Below are 16,212 nucleotides of genomic sequence, written 5' to 3'. Positions count from 1 at the left end.
GTTCTCCTTGTAGCAGCTGTCGAGTGAAACGAGGCTGCGATCTTTTTCCCATAGACCAATCCAAAAAAAGCCCCGCTACGATTAAGTCGCAGCGGGGCTTTGCTTGTTATGGATCAGAAGTAGTAAGGGAATTTCAGGCTGAAGGAAAAGTCTGGCGAGTCCTCGGTCAGGCCAATGGCCAGGTTAGGCACGATTGTCAAGTTATCCGTAGCCGCCAGGGTCATGCCGATGTTGAAGTTGGCCGAGTTGTAATCGCTGTTGGAAATCGATTGCCACTCGCCACCGTCCGGCTTGATCTTGCTCTTGCGGGCGAACTGATCGGTGAACGAAAACGACATACTCATCTTCTCGTTCAAGGCGAACGCAATGCCGGCGCCAACCTGCCAGGAATCACCCAGTTTCACATCGCCTTTCACCTTTGAGCCGACCTGAGGACTGATATCGCTGAAAGAGTCCTGCATGTTGTAGGTGTAGGCCAGGGTGCCGAACAGCACGGCCGGGTCGAAGGTCTTGACCAGCGAGATCCCCGGGGTGATCGACCAGACACCGTTGCCGGTAGGCAAGTCCTCGGGTACCGAGAGGTTATCGTTGGTCGGGTCACTGACCAGCTTGATGCCGTAAGGGTCCTTGCCGGTGGGGGCCTTGACGCGCAGTGTCGCGACCGCGTCGGGCCAGTTGGCTGACTCATCCAGAAACTTGTAAGCCACGCCAACGTTCACGTCCCCGATGGTCGGGTCCCGGGTCACGGTTGCATCCGACGTCACCGGGCCTGCGCCACCAGCGCCACCGGAGGAATACGTCGATTCGCGATAAACCACGGGGACGTTAATGTCGAACTGCCAGCGCTGTGCCACGTTGTAGCGGGCGGTCAGGTCCAGGGTCCAGTTGTCGGCCTTGATGCGGTCGAGGTTGATGTTGCCGAGAAAGATCGAATCCAGTGCCAGGAAGCCGTTGAGCGTTAACGCGCGGGTATCGTAGTGCGTGTAGGTCACGCCGGTTTCGAGGCTGAACTTGCCGCCACCGAAGAAGCCGCTCGCTTCGTCATACAGGTTGGAAACGCTTTGTGCTGGCTCCGAATCATCCTTGAGCGATTGGCCGTACGAACTGCCTGAAGTGCCGGGCGCACCGGCGGCCACCGTCTGGCCACCCTTGGCCGGCTGGGCTGGGGATTTGGTCAGGCGTTTGGGAGCCGGTGTCGCAGGTGCTTCTTCGACTTGGCGAACGCGCTGCTCAAGGACCATCAGCGCGTTCTGTTGTGCTTCGTAACGCTGTTTCAACTCCGTGAGTTCTTGTTTTAGTGCTTCGACCTGAGGGTCCGGGGCTGCGTATAGCAGTGTCGCCGGGGTCAGGCTACTCAAACAGACGATAGCTCTGAACGTTAACGATCGGTGCATGGGTTAGCCGTCCCTTCTGATTAGATCCGATGAGACTGAGCGTAGATCAGAATCCGATTGTGCGAAGACCTTTGAGCTGGTCCAGATTGCCGCTCAACGCCCCGGCTGTCGGTACGTTGTCACGCAGCACGACATTGAGGGAAGTGAGGTTGCGCACCTGGTTGCTGCTGCCGAGCAAAGTCGTGTTCTGCATCAGTCCACCCTGGGCCAGGCGTTGCACGGTACTGCCCTGGTTGTTGTTTGCGACGATGTTGAGTTGCACTCCTGAGTTGGTTGAGGAAACCGCGAGCGAGCCCGCTTCATTGTTGCCGACCAGCGTCGACCCTGCGGTCAATGCCTGGCCCTGTGGTTGCGTTACCGGTGCCTGATTGACCTGGCTGGCTTTCGCGACGTTGATATCAACGTTGTTGTAGGCGGTGTTGTTGTCGCCCGCAGCGCGCACGACTTGAGTTACGCCTTCGGTGCTGTTGAGGCCGTTGCCGCCAGAAACGATACCGGTCCCGGTATTAGTGTTGGTGTTGGTGTTGGTGTTGAGGTTGGTATTAGTGCTTGTGTTTGTGTTTGCGACGGAGCTTTGCGAGCTCGTTGGACTAGCGGGTTTTTCATCGATCATCGAAACATAGAACTGCGGCTTGATAGTGTTTTGCTGGACTTGCATCGCGGAGGTCGCACCGATCAGCGCACCGTTGGCGTTCTGCCAAGTAGTGGTCATGACGATGCCAAAGCTGACGATTCGTCCCGGCATGACATACCGGCCTCGCAGGGTCGCCAATTCCTGATCTTTCAATTCAATGGGTTTGAATATCTCTGCTTGGGTTGGCAGGCTGGCGGCCAGGCAAACGACAGCCAGCCAGGTTGAAGTTTTCATTGGATGCTCCCGGAGCTTCGTGCTCCCTTGTTATTAGAAGAAGTCGCTTTGGATGAATCCGAAATCCATCAACTCTGCGTCTTGCACCGGGTTGAAATTGTTGATGCGGTTCTTGGCAGTCAGAGGCATGGGTGGGTCGAGCAACGCATTGTTTTTGTCGTAGCCCTGGCCGATGACCGCAAAGATGATGCCGTTCCAGCCTTTGACAAAGTCGTCGACGCTGAAACGTTTATGACCGAGTACCGGATCTCCGATATAGACCCAGCCCTTATGAACTCTTTGCAGGACTACAAAATGTTTGTAGCCACGGATATCCATGAGTACTACGACCGGAATTTTGATTTCGCTTAACGTTTCCGTCGCTACCCGGTAGCCACGGGCCCGCATGCCAATACTTTCCACGTAGTGCTTCATGTCGAGCATGGAGAAGCCCTGGACGCGGACAAGATTTTGATCCGAGTGGGCCAGCATGCCTTCAATGATCTGATTTTCAGTCACGTCCAGCCAATAGGCCTGGCGCAATACGGTCGCCAGGGCAGCTGCGCCGCAACTGAAGTCGGTTTTCTGTTGAACCAGGTCCTCAAATTTACGTTCGCGTACGCTCTGGATCGGCTTGTACACCACCGCACCGCCCGGCAGGACGGAAAGCGGCATGCGTGCAGCCTCGCTCACACTGGCCACGCAAAGCAAAAATGCCAAGGCAATCATGCGCATGGTGGGACGCCTTCTGGTTGTTGCTGAAAAAGGCCCCCGTGAGGGGGCCCCAAAGACAGCCATTAGAACGAGTTGTTGGAAATGGCCAGCGAGTTGCTTTGTTGGTTGCCCACACCAGCAGCCACGTTGACGCCCAGGTTGCCGCTGCCACCATTCACCGAACCGCTCAGGGTTGCAGTGTTGGTTACAGGGTTGGCCCAGCCAGTTGCAGTCAGCACTTGATAGGAATAGGTGTTGCTCAGATCAAATGAACTGCTCTCAGCGTAGGCTTTCGCCTTGTCATACGAAGACTCGTGGGATTTGCTGCCCGATTTTTCGAACGACGAATCGAACGATTTATCGAACGACGAGCTGCCCGATTTTTCGTGCGATTTATCGATCGTTACGTTGAGCGTTGCATCAAGCGATGCGTTCAGAGAAGCATCGGAAGACGAACTGCTTTCGCCCGAGTGGTGACGGCCATAGTCCCAGGAAGCGTTTCTCGAAGCCTCGGCGGAAGCATCCAGCGTAGCGTTCAACGAAGCATTCAAAGAAGAGTTAGAAGAACTGCTCTTCTCGAAGCTTTTTGAACCGCTGGCATCGAAGCTTTTCGAACCGCTCACGTCAAAGCTCGAAGAAGAGCTTTTACTGCCGGACGCTGCGCTCGCCTTGGCGTAGTTGGCACTGCCGCTCGCCGACTTAGTAAACGTCAGCGTATCCACACGGTAGGTACGGTCGGCGTCGTTATTCACGGTCAAGCCAGGACCACTTTGATTGGCAGAGGCAGTAGCGGTTGCGTTACCCAGTGGAGCATTGGTGTTAGCAATGGCCATGGTGTTTTTCTGTTGGTTAAGGTCGCCGCCAGCAACGTTGACACCCATGTTGCCGCTGCCGCCATTAGCCGATCCGCTCATCGTGGCAGAAGCAGTGCTGCCATAGTTGTTGACGCGGTTATTGCTGCTGGTTTGAGTGACCTCGGCGGTGGCGCTGGCAGTGCCGAACACGAACGCGTTGTCGGGAGCGGCAGCGGCGGCGTTGGCAATGGCAGCCGCGTTGTCTTGTTGGTTGCCGTCGCCGGCTGCCACGTTGACCCCGACGTTGCCGCTGGTGCCGGTAGCCGAGTTGTTCATCTCGGCTTCATTGACCGTCCCGTTATTGCTGATGCGGTTGTTGGTGCTGCTTTGGGTATCCCAAGCATTCGCCGTTGCGTACACAGGGATTCTGGTTGGAGGAGGGGTGTGTTGACCGTTGTTATTATGGCCATTGTGGTGACCATGGTGATCGTCATCACGCTGCCCAGCTTGTACAGCAACAGCCATGACCGCAGCAATTGCGAAAACCAGAGGCTTGATTGCCATCGAAGGTTTCATGGTGATTCTCCGTACTGATTTTAGGTTAAGTGTTGTTTTTTTTTACCTGTTTTGGGTCAATCCGCGACCCGTACGCTCACGGTGTTGGCCGTTCGGTTTCCCACCCCGGCGCTCTGATTCAACTGAATGACTCCACGGCTACCGGTGAAGGCCTGATCGCTTGTGGCGACCCGGCGATAGCCTGGTGCGGAGTCAGTTGGATCGGAGTTGTTGATCAGCGCCACGTTCTGTTGCAGGAGGACGCTGTCGTCGATACTTTGCGGCTGAGTACTGATGCTTATCCGCAGGGCATTGGCCTGCTGGTTGTTGGCGCCCGCGCTCTGGTTGACGCCCAGCACGCCGTTACCGTTGCTGAAGGCGTTACCCTGAATGCTGGAGCTGGCGTCGATGCGGGGGTCCGCGGGTGAATGCAGCCGTTGGCGAATCTGTGTGGATGCATTGGCGTTGTTGCCAATGGCGATGGCCCGGGCGTTGACCTGTTGTTGCTGGTCGCCCGCCGCCTGGTTGACCCCGAGGTTGCCTTGGTACTGCGCGCCCGAACTGTCGATGTCGGCGTTGTCGATGACGGGAGATTGGGCAAAGGACGATGCACTGCAAAACATGGCGATAATCAGCAGCGAACGATTCATTCTAACGGTCTCCCGTTATGATTTTCAGAGCACCCAGGCCTTGCTGGACGTTCGAATTGACCATGTTGGCAATGCCGCTGCCCGAGTTGCCCGAACGTCCGCCGGGAAGGTTGGACAGTTGCTGCTGGTTGCTGATATTGCCGCCCAGGTTGTTGGTGTTTTGAGTCACCAGGTTACTGATGCCTGCGCCACTGGCGACACCGGCAAAGTCGCCGTCGCTCAACTCGTTCGTTTGATTGAGGATCTGTTTGGACGGGTTGGCGTTGACGGTGGTGGGGTGAGGATCGGGGATCAGCGGCGGAATCGTTGCGTTGCGCGTCTGGACGTCACGTTTGATCGTGATGATGCCGTTGTCAGCCTGGACAGGCAGACTGACACTTGAGCCCAATGCGCATCCAATCAGCAGGAGGCTATAAATGCGATTATCAATTTTCCCCACGGCGGCAATTCCTTCTGTGATTAAACGCTGGCCCGTATCCGCGTTGCGAGGAAGAGAGCAGAAGGTGTGCCGGTTTTGGTTTTTCCTTTAAAACCAGTGGGTTGACTTTATTTCTCGAAATAACAAAAAAAATTATGTAACACCGCTGAGACAGAGACGCGCGAAAACGGCGTCCGTGCGGGCAGCAGAGCTTGCCAGGGCGCTGAAAGGGAGGGGTGTATCAGTGGTTTAACATTTTCGTTCGCAAGTGCACGGACCGCTTTAATTCGCGGGTCCGCTCAGGAGGGGGTGTTTCACAAATGGACAGTTGTGGCGGGGTGGAGGGGCTTCTGTCAGGCTTCGAGCAAGCGCGTGACCACCTCGAATGCTGAGTCTTTACGCTGCTTCCAATCACCGTGCAGGACCTGAAAAGGCTGGCGGTGCAGGTCTAGCCAATCATGACTGGCCTGGAAAAACGCCTGGCGTTCTGCCAGTTGCGGTTGGCAACGCTGACCGTCGTCATGCCACTCCACGGTTTCAGGGCTCAGCAGCAAATGCAGGTCGTAGTGACGCGCCAGCAAGGCTTGCTCGATCCATGTCGGGCAATCGCCAAACAGGGTACGACTCCAAAGGATATTGCTCAAAAGATGAGTATCGAGAATCAACAGTGACGGACGTTTCGCCCGTGCTTCATCTTCCCAGGCCAGTTGGCCATGTGCGATGGAATTAATGTCATCGTAGTTAGTTTCACGGGCTTCGCTGTCGATAAAGTGTCGAACGTACTCATTGACCAAAATGCCGCCAAAATTGGCGAGAATCTCACTCGAAAGCCAGCTCTTTCCGCTGGATTCGGGACCTGTAAGCACCAGCACTTTCATGCGTGCAACGCCGGATCGGCACGCCATTCACGCCAGCCTTGCACGGCGATCAACGTGAATAAGCCGTAGAGAGCGGCGGTCAGGTACAGGCCTTTATAAATGAACAGGCTGACAAAGATCACATCCAGGACGATCCAAAGTGGCCAGCATTGCACACGTTTTTGCGCCATCCATAACTGCGCCACCAGGCTGAAACCGGTCAGTGCGGCGTCGAGCCAGGGTTGCGCGGCATCGGTCCAATGGGCCATGGCTGCACCCAGCAGCAGGCTGCCGACCGCACCCGCGGCTAACCCGAGCAGGATTGGACGCGCACTCAGTTCAGTCACTTGGCGGCCATGACGGGCATCGCCGGCGCGGGTCCATTGCCACCAGCCATAGACCTGCAGCGCGGCGTAGATCACCTGCAGGAGCATGTCCGAATACAGCTTCACCTCAAAGAAGATCCAGCTATAAAGCAGCACCATCACCAGGCCGATCGGCCAGCACCAGGGATTCTGTTTGACCGTCAACCAGACGGCGATCACGCCGAGGGCGGCAGCAAACAGTTCAAGCCCGGACATGGCGGTACCTTGGGGGAGTCAAAAGAGGAGCGGATTGTAGCCGTAGGACCGGCCAGCGCAAACCCACGTAGCAGCTGCCGAGCAGCGCGAGGCTGCGTTCGGCGGCGAAGCCGTCGTAAAATCAGCCATCGCGGTGTATCAGGTAGACCGTGATTGCAGGGTTTGCGCCGGCTTCGCCGCCGAACGCAGCCTCGCGCTGCTCGGCAGCTGCTACGGGGATCGTTTAGACGCGGAATTGCTTGAGCAGCCCGTTCAACTGTTCGCTCAACTCCCTGAGGTGAACACTGGCCAGGCTCGACTGTTCCGCCGCGAGTGCCGTGCTGTGGGACAAACCGGCGGCCTGGGTGACGTTCTGGTTGATGTCTTCCACCACATGGGCTTGTTGCAGGGTGGCGCTGGCAATCGAAGCGTTCAGCCCATTCAGGTTGCGCAAGGCCTGGCCGATAGCGCTCAGGCTCGCACCGGCGAGGCCGGCCTGTTCGATGGTCAGTTGCGACGCGCGACTGCTGTCGCCGATCACTTTGACCGCCGCTTCGGAGTGGTTTTGCAGACGTTCGATCATCGCCTGGATTTCCGCCGTGGACTTCTGGGTACGCTGCGCGAGCAGGCGGACCTCATCGGCTACCACCGCAAACCCGCGCCCTTGTTCGCCGGCCCGGGCGGCTTCAATCGCGGCGTTGAGGGCCAGCAGGTTGGTTTGTTCGGCAATCGAGCGAATCACTTCGAGCACACTGCCGATCTGGTTGCTTTCGGCGGCCAGGGTGCGAATCACTTCGACCGCTTGATCAATGGTCCCCGAGAGCTTGTCGATCTGCTGCAAGCTGCCATCAATGTTGACCTGGCCTTGCTGCGCCTGGGACTCGGCATCGCGCATTTCGCTGGCCGCGTGCTCGGCGTTCTTGGCCACGTCCTGCACGCCGTAGGTCACTTCATTGATCGCCGTCGCCACCAGTTCCATTTGCTGGGACTGCTGCTGACTGCGTTGCTGGGCTTGGGCGGCGTCGTTGCCGAGGTCACTGGACGACTGGCCCAGAGCACTCGCGGACTCCTGCAACTGGCCGACCACCAGGCGCAACTTGGCGGTAAAGGCATTGAAGTGCCGCGCCAGTTGCGTGACTTCGTCCTGGCCGTGGGTGTCGAGGCTGCGGGTCAGGTCGCTTTCGCCGCTGGCGATGTTGGCCATGGCATTCACGGTTTCCTGCAACGGCCGCACGATGCTGCGGGCAATCATGATCACCAGCAGCGCCATGATCAGCGCAATCGCCAGGCCAATAAACGAGGCTTTCCAGACCTGGCCGTAGAACTCGGCCTGCATGTCATCGATGTACACGCCGGAACCGATGATCCAGCCCCAAGGCTCGAACAGTTTGACGTATGAGGTTTTTTCCACCGGCGCACTGGCGCCCGGTTTCGGCCACCGGTAATCGACCATGCCGGCGCCCTTGGCCTTGGCGATCACTACCATTTCGTTGAAGAGCGCAAAACCGTCCGGGTCGCGGATCGTCGAGAGGTTCTGGCCTTCGAGTTTCGGGTTGGCCGGGTGCATGATCATCACCGGCGTCAGGTCGTTGATCCAGAAGTAGTCGTTCTGGTCATAGCGCAAGCCGCGCACCGCCGTCAGCGCCTGTTTCTGCGCGGCTTCCCGGGTGAGGGTTCCGGCGGTTTCCAGGTCATGGAAGTACGTCAGAATGCCACTGGCGGTCTGCACCACATGCTGGGTTTTCTGCACTTTGGCGTGGTACAGGTCATCGTGGATCTGTTTGAGCATGAGCATGCCCAGGGTCAATAACATCACGATGGCCACGATCAAGATGAGCCACAAGCGTCGGCTGATCGACACACTGCGCAAGCTGTTCATAACGCTGTCACTCCGAATTCTTATTCTTGTCATAAACGACCGCCAGCATCCAAACACGCTTTGCCGGTCAGTACCATGCGACGCAAGTCCAATAACGCAGCCGCGTTAATCAGGCATCTCTGATAGGATTTCGGCCTCGCGCGGAAAAACCTGAATCCAAGTTGATTTTTCACGGAATTTTTACGGTTTCGTAGGGATCCTGTGCGCGCCGGACTTCAGCTACGCTCAGCGCGGTGGACGTATTAAAAATATTAACGGGGCAGGCCTTTGCGCACTGTCTTTGGGGGATTGATGGATCTTTGGACTGCCTTTCAGGCACTGATTCTAGGAGTTGTAGAAGGGCTGACGGAGTTTTTGCCCATTTCGAGTACCGGACACCAGATTATCGTCGCGGACTTGCTCGACTTTGGTGGTGAACGCGCGATTGCGTTCAACATCATTATCCAGTTAGGCGCGATCCTGGCCGTGGTCTGGGAGTTTCGCCGCAAGATCCTCGATGTGGTGACTGGCCTGAAGACTCAGCCGAGCGCGCGCCGGTTCACCGCGAACCTGTTGATCGCCTTTATGCCGGCTGTGGTGTTGGGGGTGATCTTTTCCGACTTGATCCATCACTACTTGTTTAACCCGATTACCGTGGCGGCGGCGCTGGTCGTGGGCGGGATTATCATGCTGTGGGCCGAGAAACGTCAGCATGAAGTGCATGCCGAAACGGTCGACGACATCACCTGGAAGGACGCACTGAAAGTCGGCCTGGCCCAATGCCTGGCGATGATCCCGGGGACCTCGCGTTCCGGCTCGACGATCATTGGCGGCCTGCTGTTCGGGCTGTCGCGCAAGACTGCAACCGAGTTCTCGTTCTTCCTGGCGATGCCGACCATGGTTGCAGCGGCGGTGTATTCGGGATTCAAATACCGTCACCTGTTCGTGCCAGCAGACTTTCCGGTATTCGCTATCGGTTTCATCACCGCGTTTATCTTCGCGATGATCGCGGTCAAGGCGTTGCTCAAGTTCATTGCCAGCCACAGCTATGCAGCGTTTGCCTGGTACCGCATCGCGTTCGGCCTGGTGATTCTGGCGACCTGGCAGTTCGGTTGGGTTGATTGGGCTGCCGCCAAGCCATGAGTGATTCCAGCGCGCGGAACAATTCCGGAAAACCGTCCGGAGGGCAGATCCAGCATCCTCGCTTGAAGTTGCTGGTGTTCGCGGTCCTCTGCGCGCTGCCGTTGTATGGCTCGTTGATGTTGTGGCTGCGCGGGAATTCGGTGATTGCGCTGGCCGCTTACGGCGTGGTCAGCCTGATCGCGTTTTTCCTTTACTGGAGCGACAAGCGCAAGGCGCGCGCCGACACCTGGCGCACCCCGGAAAACGTCTTGCACGCAGTGCAACTGGCCGGTGGCTGGCCAGGTGCGTTGCTGGCCCAGCAAGTGTTTCGACACAAGACCCGCAAAGTCTCGTTCCAACTGGTGTTCTGGCTCATCGTGCTGCTGCACCAGGTGTTCTGGATCGACCAGTTGTTCCTTGGAGCCAATGTAACGACCCTCTTCTAAACACCCACAGGCCCATGTAGCAGCTGTCGAGCACCGCGAGGCAGCGTCCGGCTGCGAAGCAGTCGTAAAACCTGAGCACGAGGTTTTTCTGATACACCGCGTCGTCTGGATTCACGACTGCTTCGCAGCCGAACGCAGGCTTCGCCAGCTGCTACATGAGCCGAACGCAGGCTTGGCAGTTTTTAGAGAAGCAACCCGACCTGGGTGCGCTTGGGCAATTTGCTCACCACCAATTGGTGGGAGCGTTGCAGCAAGGCCTGCAGTTCTTCGGCGCCCAGCGGGTAGGGCGTCTGCATGATGATCCATTGCGCCCGAGCCAGGTACGGCGCCGGGTGAATGCCCGGACGGTCGCAATGACCGAGAAACAAATCCTTGTCGACCTTGAACGCCAAGGAGTCGCCCCGCAAATTTTGCAGTGCAAACATCTTGTTCCCGGCAATCGAAAACACTCGCACGCCGCCCCATTTGTAGTCTTCCCGCGCACCGGGCAGCCCCAGGCAAAAGTCTGCGACATCCGCTTCGCTCATGCGTCCAGCCTTCATATCAAACGGTCCCCACAGGCATTGAATGATTCGATCAAATGGTCAAGCCACGCGCGTACCGCCGGCATCACCCCGCGCCGATGAGGGTACACCGCTTGCAACCAGCCGCCAGGCAATGACCAGTCAGGCAACAATTGGATCAGCGAGCCGTCGGCGATTTCCTGTTCGCAATACATCATCGGCAGGACCGTAAAGCCCTGGCCGGCGAGGGCGCAGGCCCGGCGCACAATAAAGTCGTCGATGCCCAGCCGTGCCTCCAGCGCCAAATCATAGCTTTTGCCGTGCTGATCGAGCATGCGGATATGCACCATGCGGTCCGGCTCCAGTGCGCCGAGCACCGGCAAACCCTTGAGGTCTTCCGGGTGATTGATCTCCCGGCCATGCAGAAAGGCGGGGCTGGCGACGATCATCGTTTGCGCCTGACGCAAGCGCCGGGTGACCAGCAACGGGTCTTCATCTCCCAGTTCACGAACCCGCAGCGCGACATCGACACCTTCAGTGACCAGATCCACCCGGCGGTTGAGCAGCAAGACTTCCAACTGGACCTGCGGGTATTTCTCCAGGAAATCGCTGATCACTGTCGGCAACATGTGATGGGCCAGGCCCACCGGGCACGACACCCGCAATCTTCCCCGAGGCTCGCTGGACATACTGGCCACCGCTTCGTCGGCCATCTCCGCTTCCAGCAGCATCGCCTGACAATGGCGCAAGTAACGCTCGCCCACGGCCGTCAGCTTGAGTTGCCGGGTGGTGCGTTGCAGCAGTCGTGCGCCCAGGCGTTCTTCCAACTCGGCAATACGCCGCGAAAGCCGCGACTTGGGAATCCCCAGCAGCCGTCCAGCCGCGGCGAAACCACCGGCTTCGACCACTTTGGCGAAATAGTAGAGATCATTCAGGTCTTGCATGGCGTGAACTCGATTGTTCTATCAGTGAGACGAACTATCGCATTGTTGCGGGCTAATCAGCTATTAGATTCATCTGTAGGATCTCCTCCATCAGATCGCCCCAGCGGCGATCCTCACCTGGAGATCCTTTATGAAACTGTTGCATATCGATTCGAGCATTTTGGGTGACAACTCGGCCTCCCGTAAGCTGAGTGGCGATGTGGTCAAAGCCTGGCAAGCCGCTGACGCTTCGGCCGTCGTGACTTACCGTGACCTGGCCGCTGACGCCATCAGCCATTTCTCCGCCACGACCCTGGTCGCTGCCGGCACCAGCGCTGAATTGCGCAACGCCGCACAACAGCACGAAGCCGAGCTGAGCGCTTCGACCCTGGCCGAATTCATCGCCGCTGATGCCATCGTGATTGCCGCGCCGATGTACAACTTCACCATTCCAACCCAACTCAAGGCCTGGATCGACCGCATCGCCGTTGCCGGTCAGACCTTCCGCTACACCGAAGCCGGCCCTGAAGGCCTGTGCGGTGGCAAGAAACTGGTGATTGTTTCGACTGCTGGCGGCCTGCATGCCGGTCAAGCGACCGGTGTTGCTCACGAAGACTATTTGAAACTGCTGTTCGGTTTCCTGGGCATCACTGATATTGAGTTCGTCCGCGCCCATGGCCTGGCTTACGGTGACGAAGTGCGCACCAAAGCCCTGAGCGATGCTCACACGCAAATCAGCGAGCAACTGTTCGCCGCGGCATAAGGCCTGTGTAAGGCCTGCGTAAAAAATACTAAACGGCTCAGGCAATACCCGAAAAACTCTGTATTCTGATCATCGTAATGATCAGTTACAGAGTTTTTTTGTTTTTGAAGGTTTTTTATGTTGTGGCCCAGGTTATGCAGTCGAGGGTTAACGTCCCCGTTGCGCAATGACCTTGGTGGCCGCCAACACTGGCACAAGGCCGCGTTCTCCGTATCCCGGAGCACTACGGGCTTTTCAGTTTAGTAACAAAGGTGGGGCATCCCATGGTGCGTCTTTGTGCAACGTTACTGATGTGCCTGCTCAGCAGCCTGATTTCAGTGCACGCTGCGCCTGGCCTGCATTCCCACTGGGGCGTCGGTTATCACGAGATGACGTTCCTCGATCCGCTGGATTTGCAGCCGATGCGCGCCATCGCCTTTTATCCGTCCAGCGACAAGGATCACACCAGCAATCTCGAAGGCTACACCGTCGAAGCCAGTGAAGACGCCCGCGTTGCCATCGGCCGTTTCCCGATGCTGATGCTGTCCCACGGCAACGTCGGCACCCCGCTGGCCCTGCACGACCTCGCTACCTCGCTGGCCCGCAAGGGTTTTGTGGTTGTCGCGGTGATTCATCCCGGCGACAACTCCAAGGATCACAGCCGTCTCGGCACCTTGAGCAACCTGTACGGCCGGCCCCTGCAAATTTCTGAAGCGATCACCGCCACCTTGGGCGACGCGATGCTGGCGCCTTTCGTCAACGCGGATCAGGTCGGGGTGATTGGTTACTCGGCGGGCGGTGAAACCGCGTTGATCCTGTCCGGTGCGACGCCTGATCTGGATCGTCTGCGCCGCTATTGCCAGGAACGCCCGGATGACCGTGATGCCTGCAACACCCAGGGCGAGTTGATTGTCGATCGTGATGATCTGCAGCCAGTGGCCGACCCACGTGTTCATGCCTTGCTGCTGATGGCGCCGCTGAGCCTCAAGTTCGGCCGTCATACGTTGGCGGATGTGCATGTGCCAGTGCTGCTGTACAGCGGCGACGGCGACAAACTGGTGGCTTTCGACAAAAACGCTGCGGCGCTGGCGCGCAAACTGCCGATTGCGCCGGACTTCAAGCTGCTGGCCGGGGCAGGGCACTTCGTGTTCATGGCGCCGTGCAATGAAGAACAGATCATCGCCATGCCGGCGCTGTGCACCGATGCGGACGGGGTTGATCGCGAAGACATCCACCGCAACTTGATCTCCGAAGCAGGGCGCTTCTTCTCGCATGCGCTGGGCAAACCGAGTCGGGCGGGGATGCAGACTGCGGATCAGTAATCTAATCAACACCACATGCCCCCTGTGGGAGCGGGCTTGCTCGCGAAGGGGCCCAGTCAGTCAACATTGATGTTGAATAACACAGCGCATTCGCGAGCAAGCCCGCTCCCACAGTGGATCGTGGTTGTCAGGTGATTGCGCGGCGTTTCAGCAGTAGCGTCAAGCCGAGTCCGGTCACCGACAACAACGCCGCACTAAAGAAAATCCACGAATACCCCAGGTTCAACGCCACCGCGCCCATCAGCGGTCCGGCAATCGCCAGCGCCAGATCGAAAAACACCGCATAAGCACTCAGCCCCGCGCCGCGACTGGAATTGGGCACCTGCTTGATCGCCTCGACCCCCAGCGCCGGATACACCAGCGACAGGCCAAACCCGGTCAATCCGGCGCCGATCAACGCGTAACCGGTGGACGGTGCCAGCCACAACAGAATCAGGCCCACGGTCTCGATGGTCATGCAGGCAATGGCCGAGGTGAAGCCGCCGAAACGGCTGATCGCAGAGATGAACAACAGCCGCGACAGAATTAAGCACACGCCGAACACCGTCAGGCAATACGCCGCGCCGGCCCAGCCACGGTTGAGGTAATACAAGGTAATAAAAGTGGTCAGGGTGCCGTAGCCGATGGATGCCAGGCTCAGGCTCGCGCCGAACGGCGCAATGCGCCCGAACACGTTCCAGAACGGCAGGCGTTCACCGCGAATCACCGGCACCGACGGTTTGTTGCGGATCAGCAACAGCGCGCCCAACGCCAGCACCGACAGGACAATCCCCAGGCTTTCAAAGCCGTACTCGGCAACCATCACCACGCCCAGCGGTGCACCAATGGCGATGGCGCCATAGGACACAATCCCGTTCCAGGAAATCGAGCGCGCGGTGTGCTCGGCGCCGACCTGGCCCATGCACCAACTGATCGTGCCGACGCCGATCAAGCCTTGGGCGATCCCCAATAGCAGCCGGCCAGCGATCAGGATCAACAGGCTTAGCAACGGAAAGCTTTGCAACAACGTCGACAGCAGCGTCAGCACACCGCTCAACACAATCCCCGACAAGCCGTAGACAATCGCGCGCTTGGTGCCGACGCTGTCCGACATGCGCCCGGCCATCGGACGGCTGAGCAGGGTGGCCAGGTATTGGCAGCCAATGGTCAGCCCCGCGATGATCGCGCTGAAACCCAGCTGTTCGTGAACATACCCCGGGATCACCGCAATCGGCAGGCCGATGCAGAGGAAGGCAATAAAGGTATAGAAAACGATGGAGACGATCTGCAGGGTGATCGCCATGGAGCTTTGCGGGGGCAGTTGCTGCGCAGACATGAAGGGCTCGTTCGCGGGCGGCGGTGGGAGACCTGCATCATGGCGTGGGCGGGAAATAAAAGGAAGCAGGCTAACTATATTCGTTGTGTTTGAAGGCCTCTTCGCGGGCAAGCCTCGCTCCTACAGGTTTCGCGGCGCCCGGATAATAAACATAAATCCTGTAGGAGCGAGGCTTGCCCGCGAAGGTGTCAGCGCCAGAACATCCACCGGCCCTGAAATGCAAAAAGCCCCGTCACCAGGACAGGGCTTTTCATTTTCAACCGCTATTTAGAACACAACGCCCTGGCTACGCAGGTAATCGTCATAGGTACCGCTGAAGTCGATCACGCCGCTAGGGCTGAGTTCGATAATGCGGGTGGCCAACGACGATACGAACTCACGGTCATGGCTGACGAAGATCAGCGTGCCCGGGTAGTTCTCCAGCGCCAGGTTCAGCGCTTCGATGGATTCCATGTCCAAGTGGTTGGTCGGTTCGTCCATGATCAGCACGTTCGGCTTTTGCAGGATCAGCTTGCCGAAAAGCATGCGACCTTGCTCACCACCGGAAATGACCTTGACCGACTTGAGGATCTCGTCGTTGGAGAACAGCATCCGGCCGAGGGTGCCGCGAACGATCTGCTCGCCGCCCTGGGTCCATTGGCCCATCCAGTCGAACAGGTTGCAGTCGTCTTCGAAATCGTGCGCGTGGTCCTGGGCGTAGTAGCCCAGTTCTGCCGCGTCGGTCCACTTCACGGTGCCGGCATCCGGGGTCAGTTCGTTGACCAGGGTGCGCAGCAGGGTGGTTTTACCGATACCGTTCGGGCCGATGATCGCAACGCGCTCGCCGGCTTCAACCTGGAAGCTGAAGTCCTTGAACAGGGTTTTGCCGTCGAAGCCTTTGGCCATGCGCTCGACGATGACCGCCTGACGGTGCAGCTTCTTGGTTTGTTCGAAACGGATGAACGGGCTCACACGGCTCGAAGGCTTGACCTCGGCCAGCTGGATCTTGTCGATCGCCTTGGCGCGGGACGTGGCCTGCTTGGCTTTCGAGGCGTTGGCCGAGAAGCGGCTGACGAACGATTGCAGTTCGGAAATCTGGGCTTTCTTCTTGGCGTTGTCCGACAGCAGCTGCTCGCGGGACTGGGTCGCCACGGTCATGTACTCGTCGTAGTTGCCCGGGAACAGGCGCAGCTCGCCGTAAACCAGGTCAGCC

At 58.2% G+C, this 16,212-nt stretch carries 16 protein-coding genes and 2 pseudogenes; 4 read left to right on the top strand and 14 right to left on the bottom strand.

Annotated elements, in window-relative coordinates:
• Positions 1–113: 113 nt before the first annotated feature.
• The 10 genes and pseudogenes from ACIOYV_RS05100 to ACIOYV_RS05055 all read right to left on the bottom strand — a co-directional run.
• Positions 114–1,394, bottom strand: a complete 1,281-nt coding sequence (locus ACIOYV_RS05100; RefSeq protein ID WP_401321408.1) for a hypothetical protein — start codon at positions 1,392–1,394, stop codon at positions 114–116.
• Positions 1,395–1,440: 46 nt separating this feature from the next.
• Positions 1,441–2,262, bottom strand: coding sequence for a hypothetical protein (locus ACIOYV_RS05095; protein ID WP_401321405.1), 822 nt, complete (start codon positions 2,260–2,262; stop codon positions 1,441–1,443).
• Between the two features lie 33 nt (positions 2,263–2,295).
• On the bottom strand, positions 2,296–2,976 hold the full coding sequence (locus ACIOYV_RS05090; RefSeq protein WP_054614853.1) for a C39 family peptidase: 681 nt from the start codon (positions 2,974–2,976) through the stop codon (positions 2,296–2,298).
• 62 nt (positions 2,977–3,038) lie between these two features.
• Positions 3,039–4,325 carry a heme utilization protein gene (locus tag ACIOYV_RS05085; RefSeq protein WP_401321402.1) on the bottom strand — a complete coding sequence of 429 codons (1,287 nt, stop codon included), beginning with the start codon at positions 4,323–4,325 and terminating at the stop codon, positions 3,039–3,041.
• Between the two features lie 56 nt (positions 4,326–4,381).
• On the bottom strand, positions 4,382–4,954 hold the full coding sequence (locus ACIOYV_RS05080) for a hypothetical protein (protein WP_054046302.1): 573 nt from the start codon (positions 4,952–4,954) through the stop codon (positions 4,382–4,384).
• A 1-nt stretch (position 4,955) separates the two neighbouring features.
• The gene (locus tag ACIOYV_RS05075) at positions 4,956–5,393 is read right to left on the bottom strand and encodes a hypothetical protein (protein WP_401321399.1); all 438 of its coding nucleotides are present in this window, start codon (positions 5,391–5,393) and stop codon (positions 4,956–4,958) included.
• 332 nt (positions 5,394–5,725) lie between these two features.
• Positions 5,726–6,250, bottom strand: coding sequence for an AAA family ATPase (locus tag ACIOYV_RS05070; RefSeq protein ID WP_401322609.1), 525 nt, complete (start codon positions 6,248–6,250; stop codon positions 5,726–5,728).
• Positions 6,247–6,810 carry a nicotinamide riboside transporter PnuC gene (gene pnuC, locus ACIOYV_RS05065; RefSeq protein ID WP_401321396.1) on the bottom strand — a complete coding sequence of 188 codons (564 nt, stop codon included), beginning with the start codon at positions 6,808–6,810 and terminating at the stop codon, positions 6,247–6,249. The genes ACIOYV_RS05070 and pnuC overlap by 4 nt, the downstream gene beginning before the upstream one ends.
• A gap of 223 nt (positions 6,811–7,033) precedes the next feature.
• Positions 7,034–7,621, bottom strand: a pseudogene (locus ACIOYV_RS05060) (methyl-accepting chemotaxis protein); the annotation flags it as partial.
• A gap of 270 nt (positions 7,622–7,891) precedes the next feature.
• Positions 7,892–8,578: pseudogene (locus tag ACIOYV_RS05055) on the bottom strand (cache domain-containing protein); the annotation flags it as partial.
• Between the two features lie 381 nt (positions 8,579–8,959).
• On the opposite strand from ACIOYV_RS05055, the gene ACIOYV_RS05050 reads away from it, so the two are divergent.
• Positions 8,960–9,790 carry an undecaprenyl-diphosphate phosphatase gene (locus ACIOYV_RS05050; RefSeq protein ID WP_290026325.1) on the top strand — a complete coding sequence of 277 codons (831 nt, stop codon included), beginning with the start codon at positions 8,960–8,962 and terminating at the stop codon, positions 9,788–9,790.
• Positions 9,787–10,215, top strand: a complete 429-nt coding sequence (locus ACIOYV_RS05045; protein ID WP_401321393.1) for a DUF1294 domain-containing protein — start codon at positions 9,787–9,789, stop codon at positions 10,213–10,215. Before ACIOYV_RS05050 ends, ACIOYV_RS05045 begins: the two co-directional genes overlap by 4 nt.
• Positions 10,216–10,397: 182 nt before the next feature.
• Here ACIOYV_RS05045 and ACIOYV_RS05040 read toward each other — a convergent pair whose 3' ends face one another.
• Both ACIOYV_RS05040 and ACIOYV_RS05035 read right to left on the bottom strand, forming a co-directional pair.
• Positions 10,398–10,757, bottom strand: a complete 360-nt coding sequence (locus tag ACIOYV_RS05040; RefSeq protein ID WP_054614846.1) for an MmcQ/YjbR family DNA-binding protein — start codon at positions 10,755–10,757, stop codon at positions 10,398–10,400.
• Complete coding sequence (locus ACIOYV_RS05035; RefSeq protein WP_290026322.1) at positions 10,754–11,662, bottom strand: LysR substrate-binding domain-containing protein; 909 nt, start codon at positions 11,660–11,662, stop codon at positions 10,754–10,756. Before ACIOYV_RS05035 ends, ACIOYV_RS05040 begins: the two co-directional genes overlap by 4 nt.
• A gap of 130 nt (positions 11,663–11,792) precedes the next feature.
• Between ACIOYV_RS05035 and ACIOYV_RS05030 the strand changes: the two genes are divergently transcribed.
• Both ACIOYV_RS05030 and ACIOYV_RS05025 read left to right on the top strand, forming a co-directional pair.
• Positions 11,793–12,404 (top strand): FMN-dependent NADH-azoreductase, encoded by a 612-nt coding sequence (locus ACIOYV_RS05030; protein WP_401321390.1) that lies wholly within the window; start codon positions 11,793–11,795, stop codon positions 12,402–12,404.
• A gap of 263 nt (positions 12,405–12,667) precedes the next feature.
• Positions 12,668–13,705, top strand: coding sequence for a dienelactone hydrolase (locus ACIOYV_RS05025; protein WP_163910021.1), 1,038 nt, complete (start codon positions 12,668–12,670; stop codon positions 13,703–13,705).
• Between the two features lie 127 nt (positions 13,706–13,832).
• Here the strand turns inward: ACIOYV_RS05025 and ACIOYV_RS05020 are convergent, their stop codons facing one another.
• Positions 13,833–15,020, bottom strand: coding sequence for an MFS transporter (locus ACIOYV_RS05020; protein WP_401321386.1), 1,188 nt, complete (start codon positions 15,018–15,020; stop codon positions 13,833–13,835).
• Between the two features lie 267 nt (positions 15,021–15,287).
• On the bottom strand, positions 15,288–16,212 hold a 925-nt coding region (locus tag ACIOYV_RS05015), incomplete at its 5' end, for an ATP-binding cassette domain-containing protein (RefSeq protein ID WP_401321383.1).

The organism is Pseudomonas sp. NPDC087342, assembly GCF_044744265.1.
Lineage (GTDB): Bacteria > Pseudomonadota > Gammaproteobacteria > Pseudomonadales > Pseudomonadaceae > Aquipseudomonas > Aquipseudomonas nunensis.
This window is presented reverse-complemented; position numbering and strand designations above follow the sequence as displayed.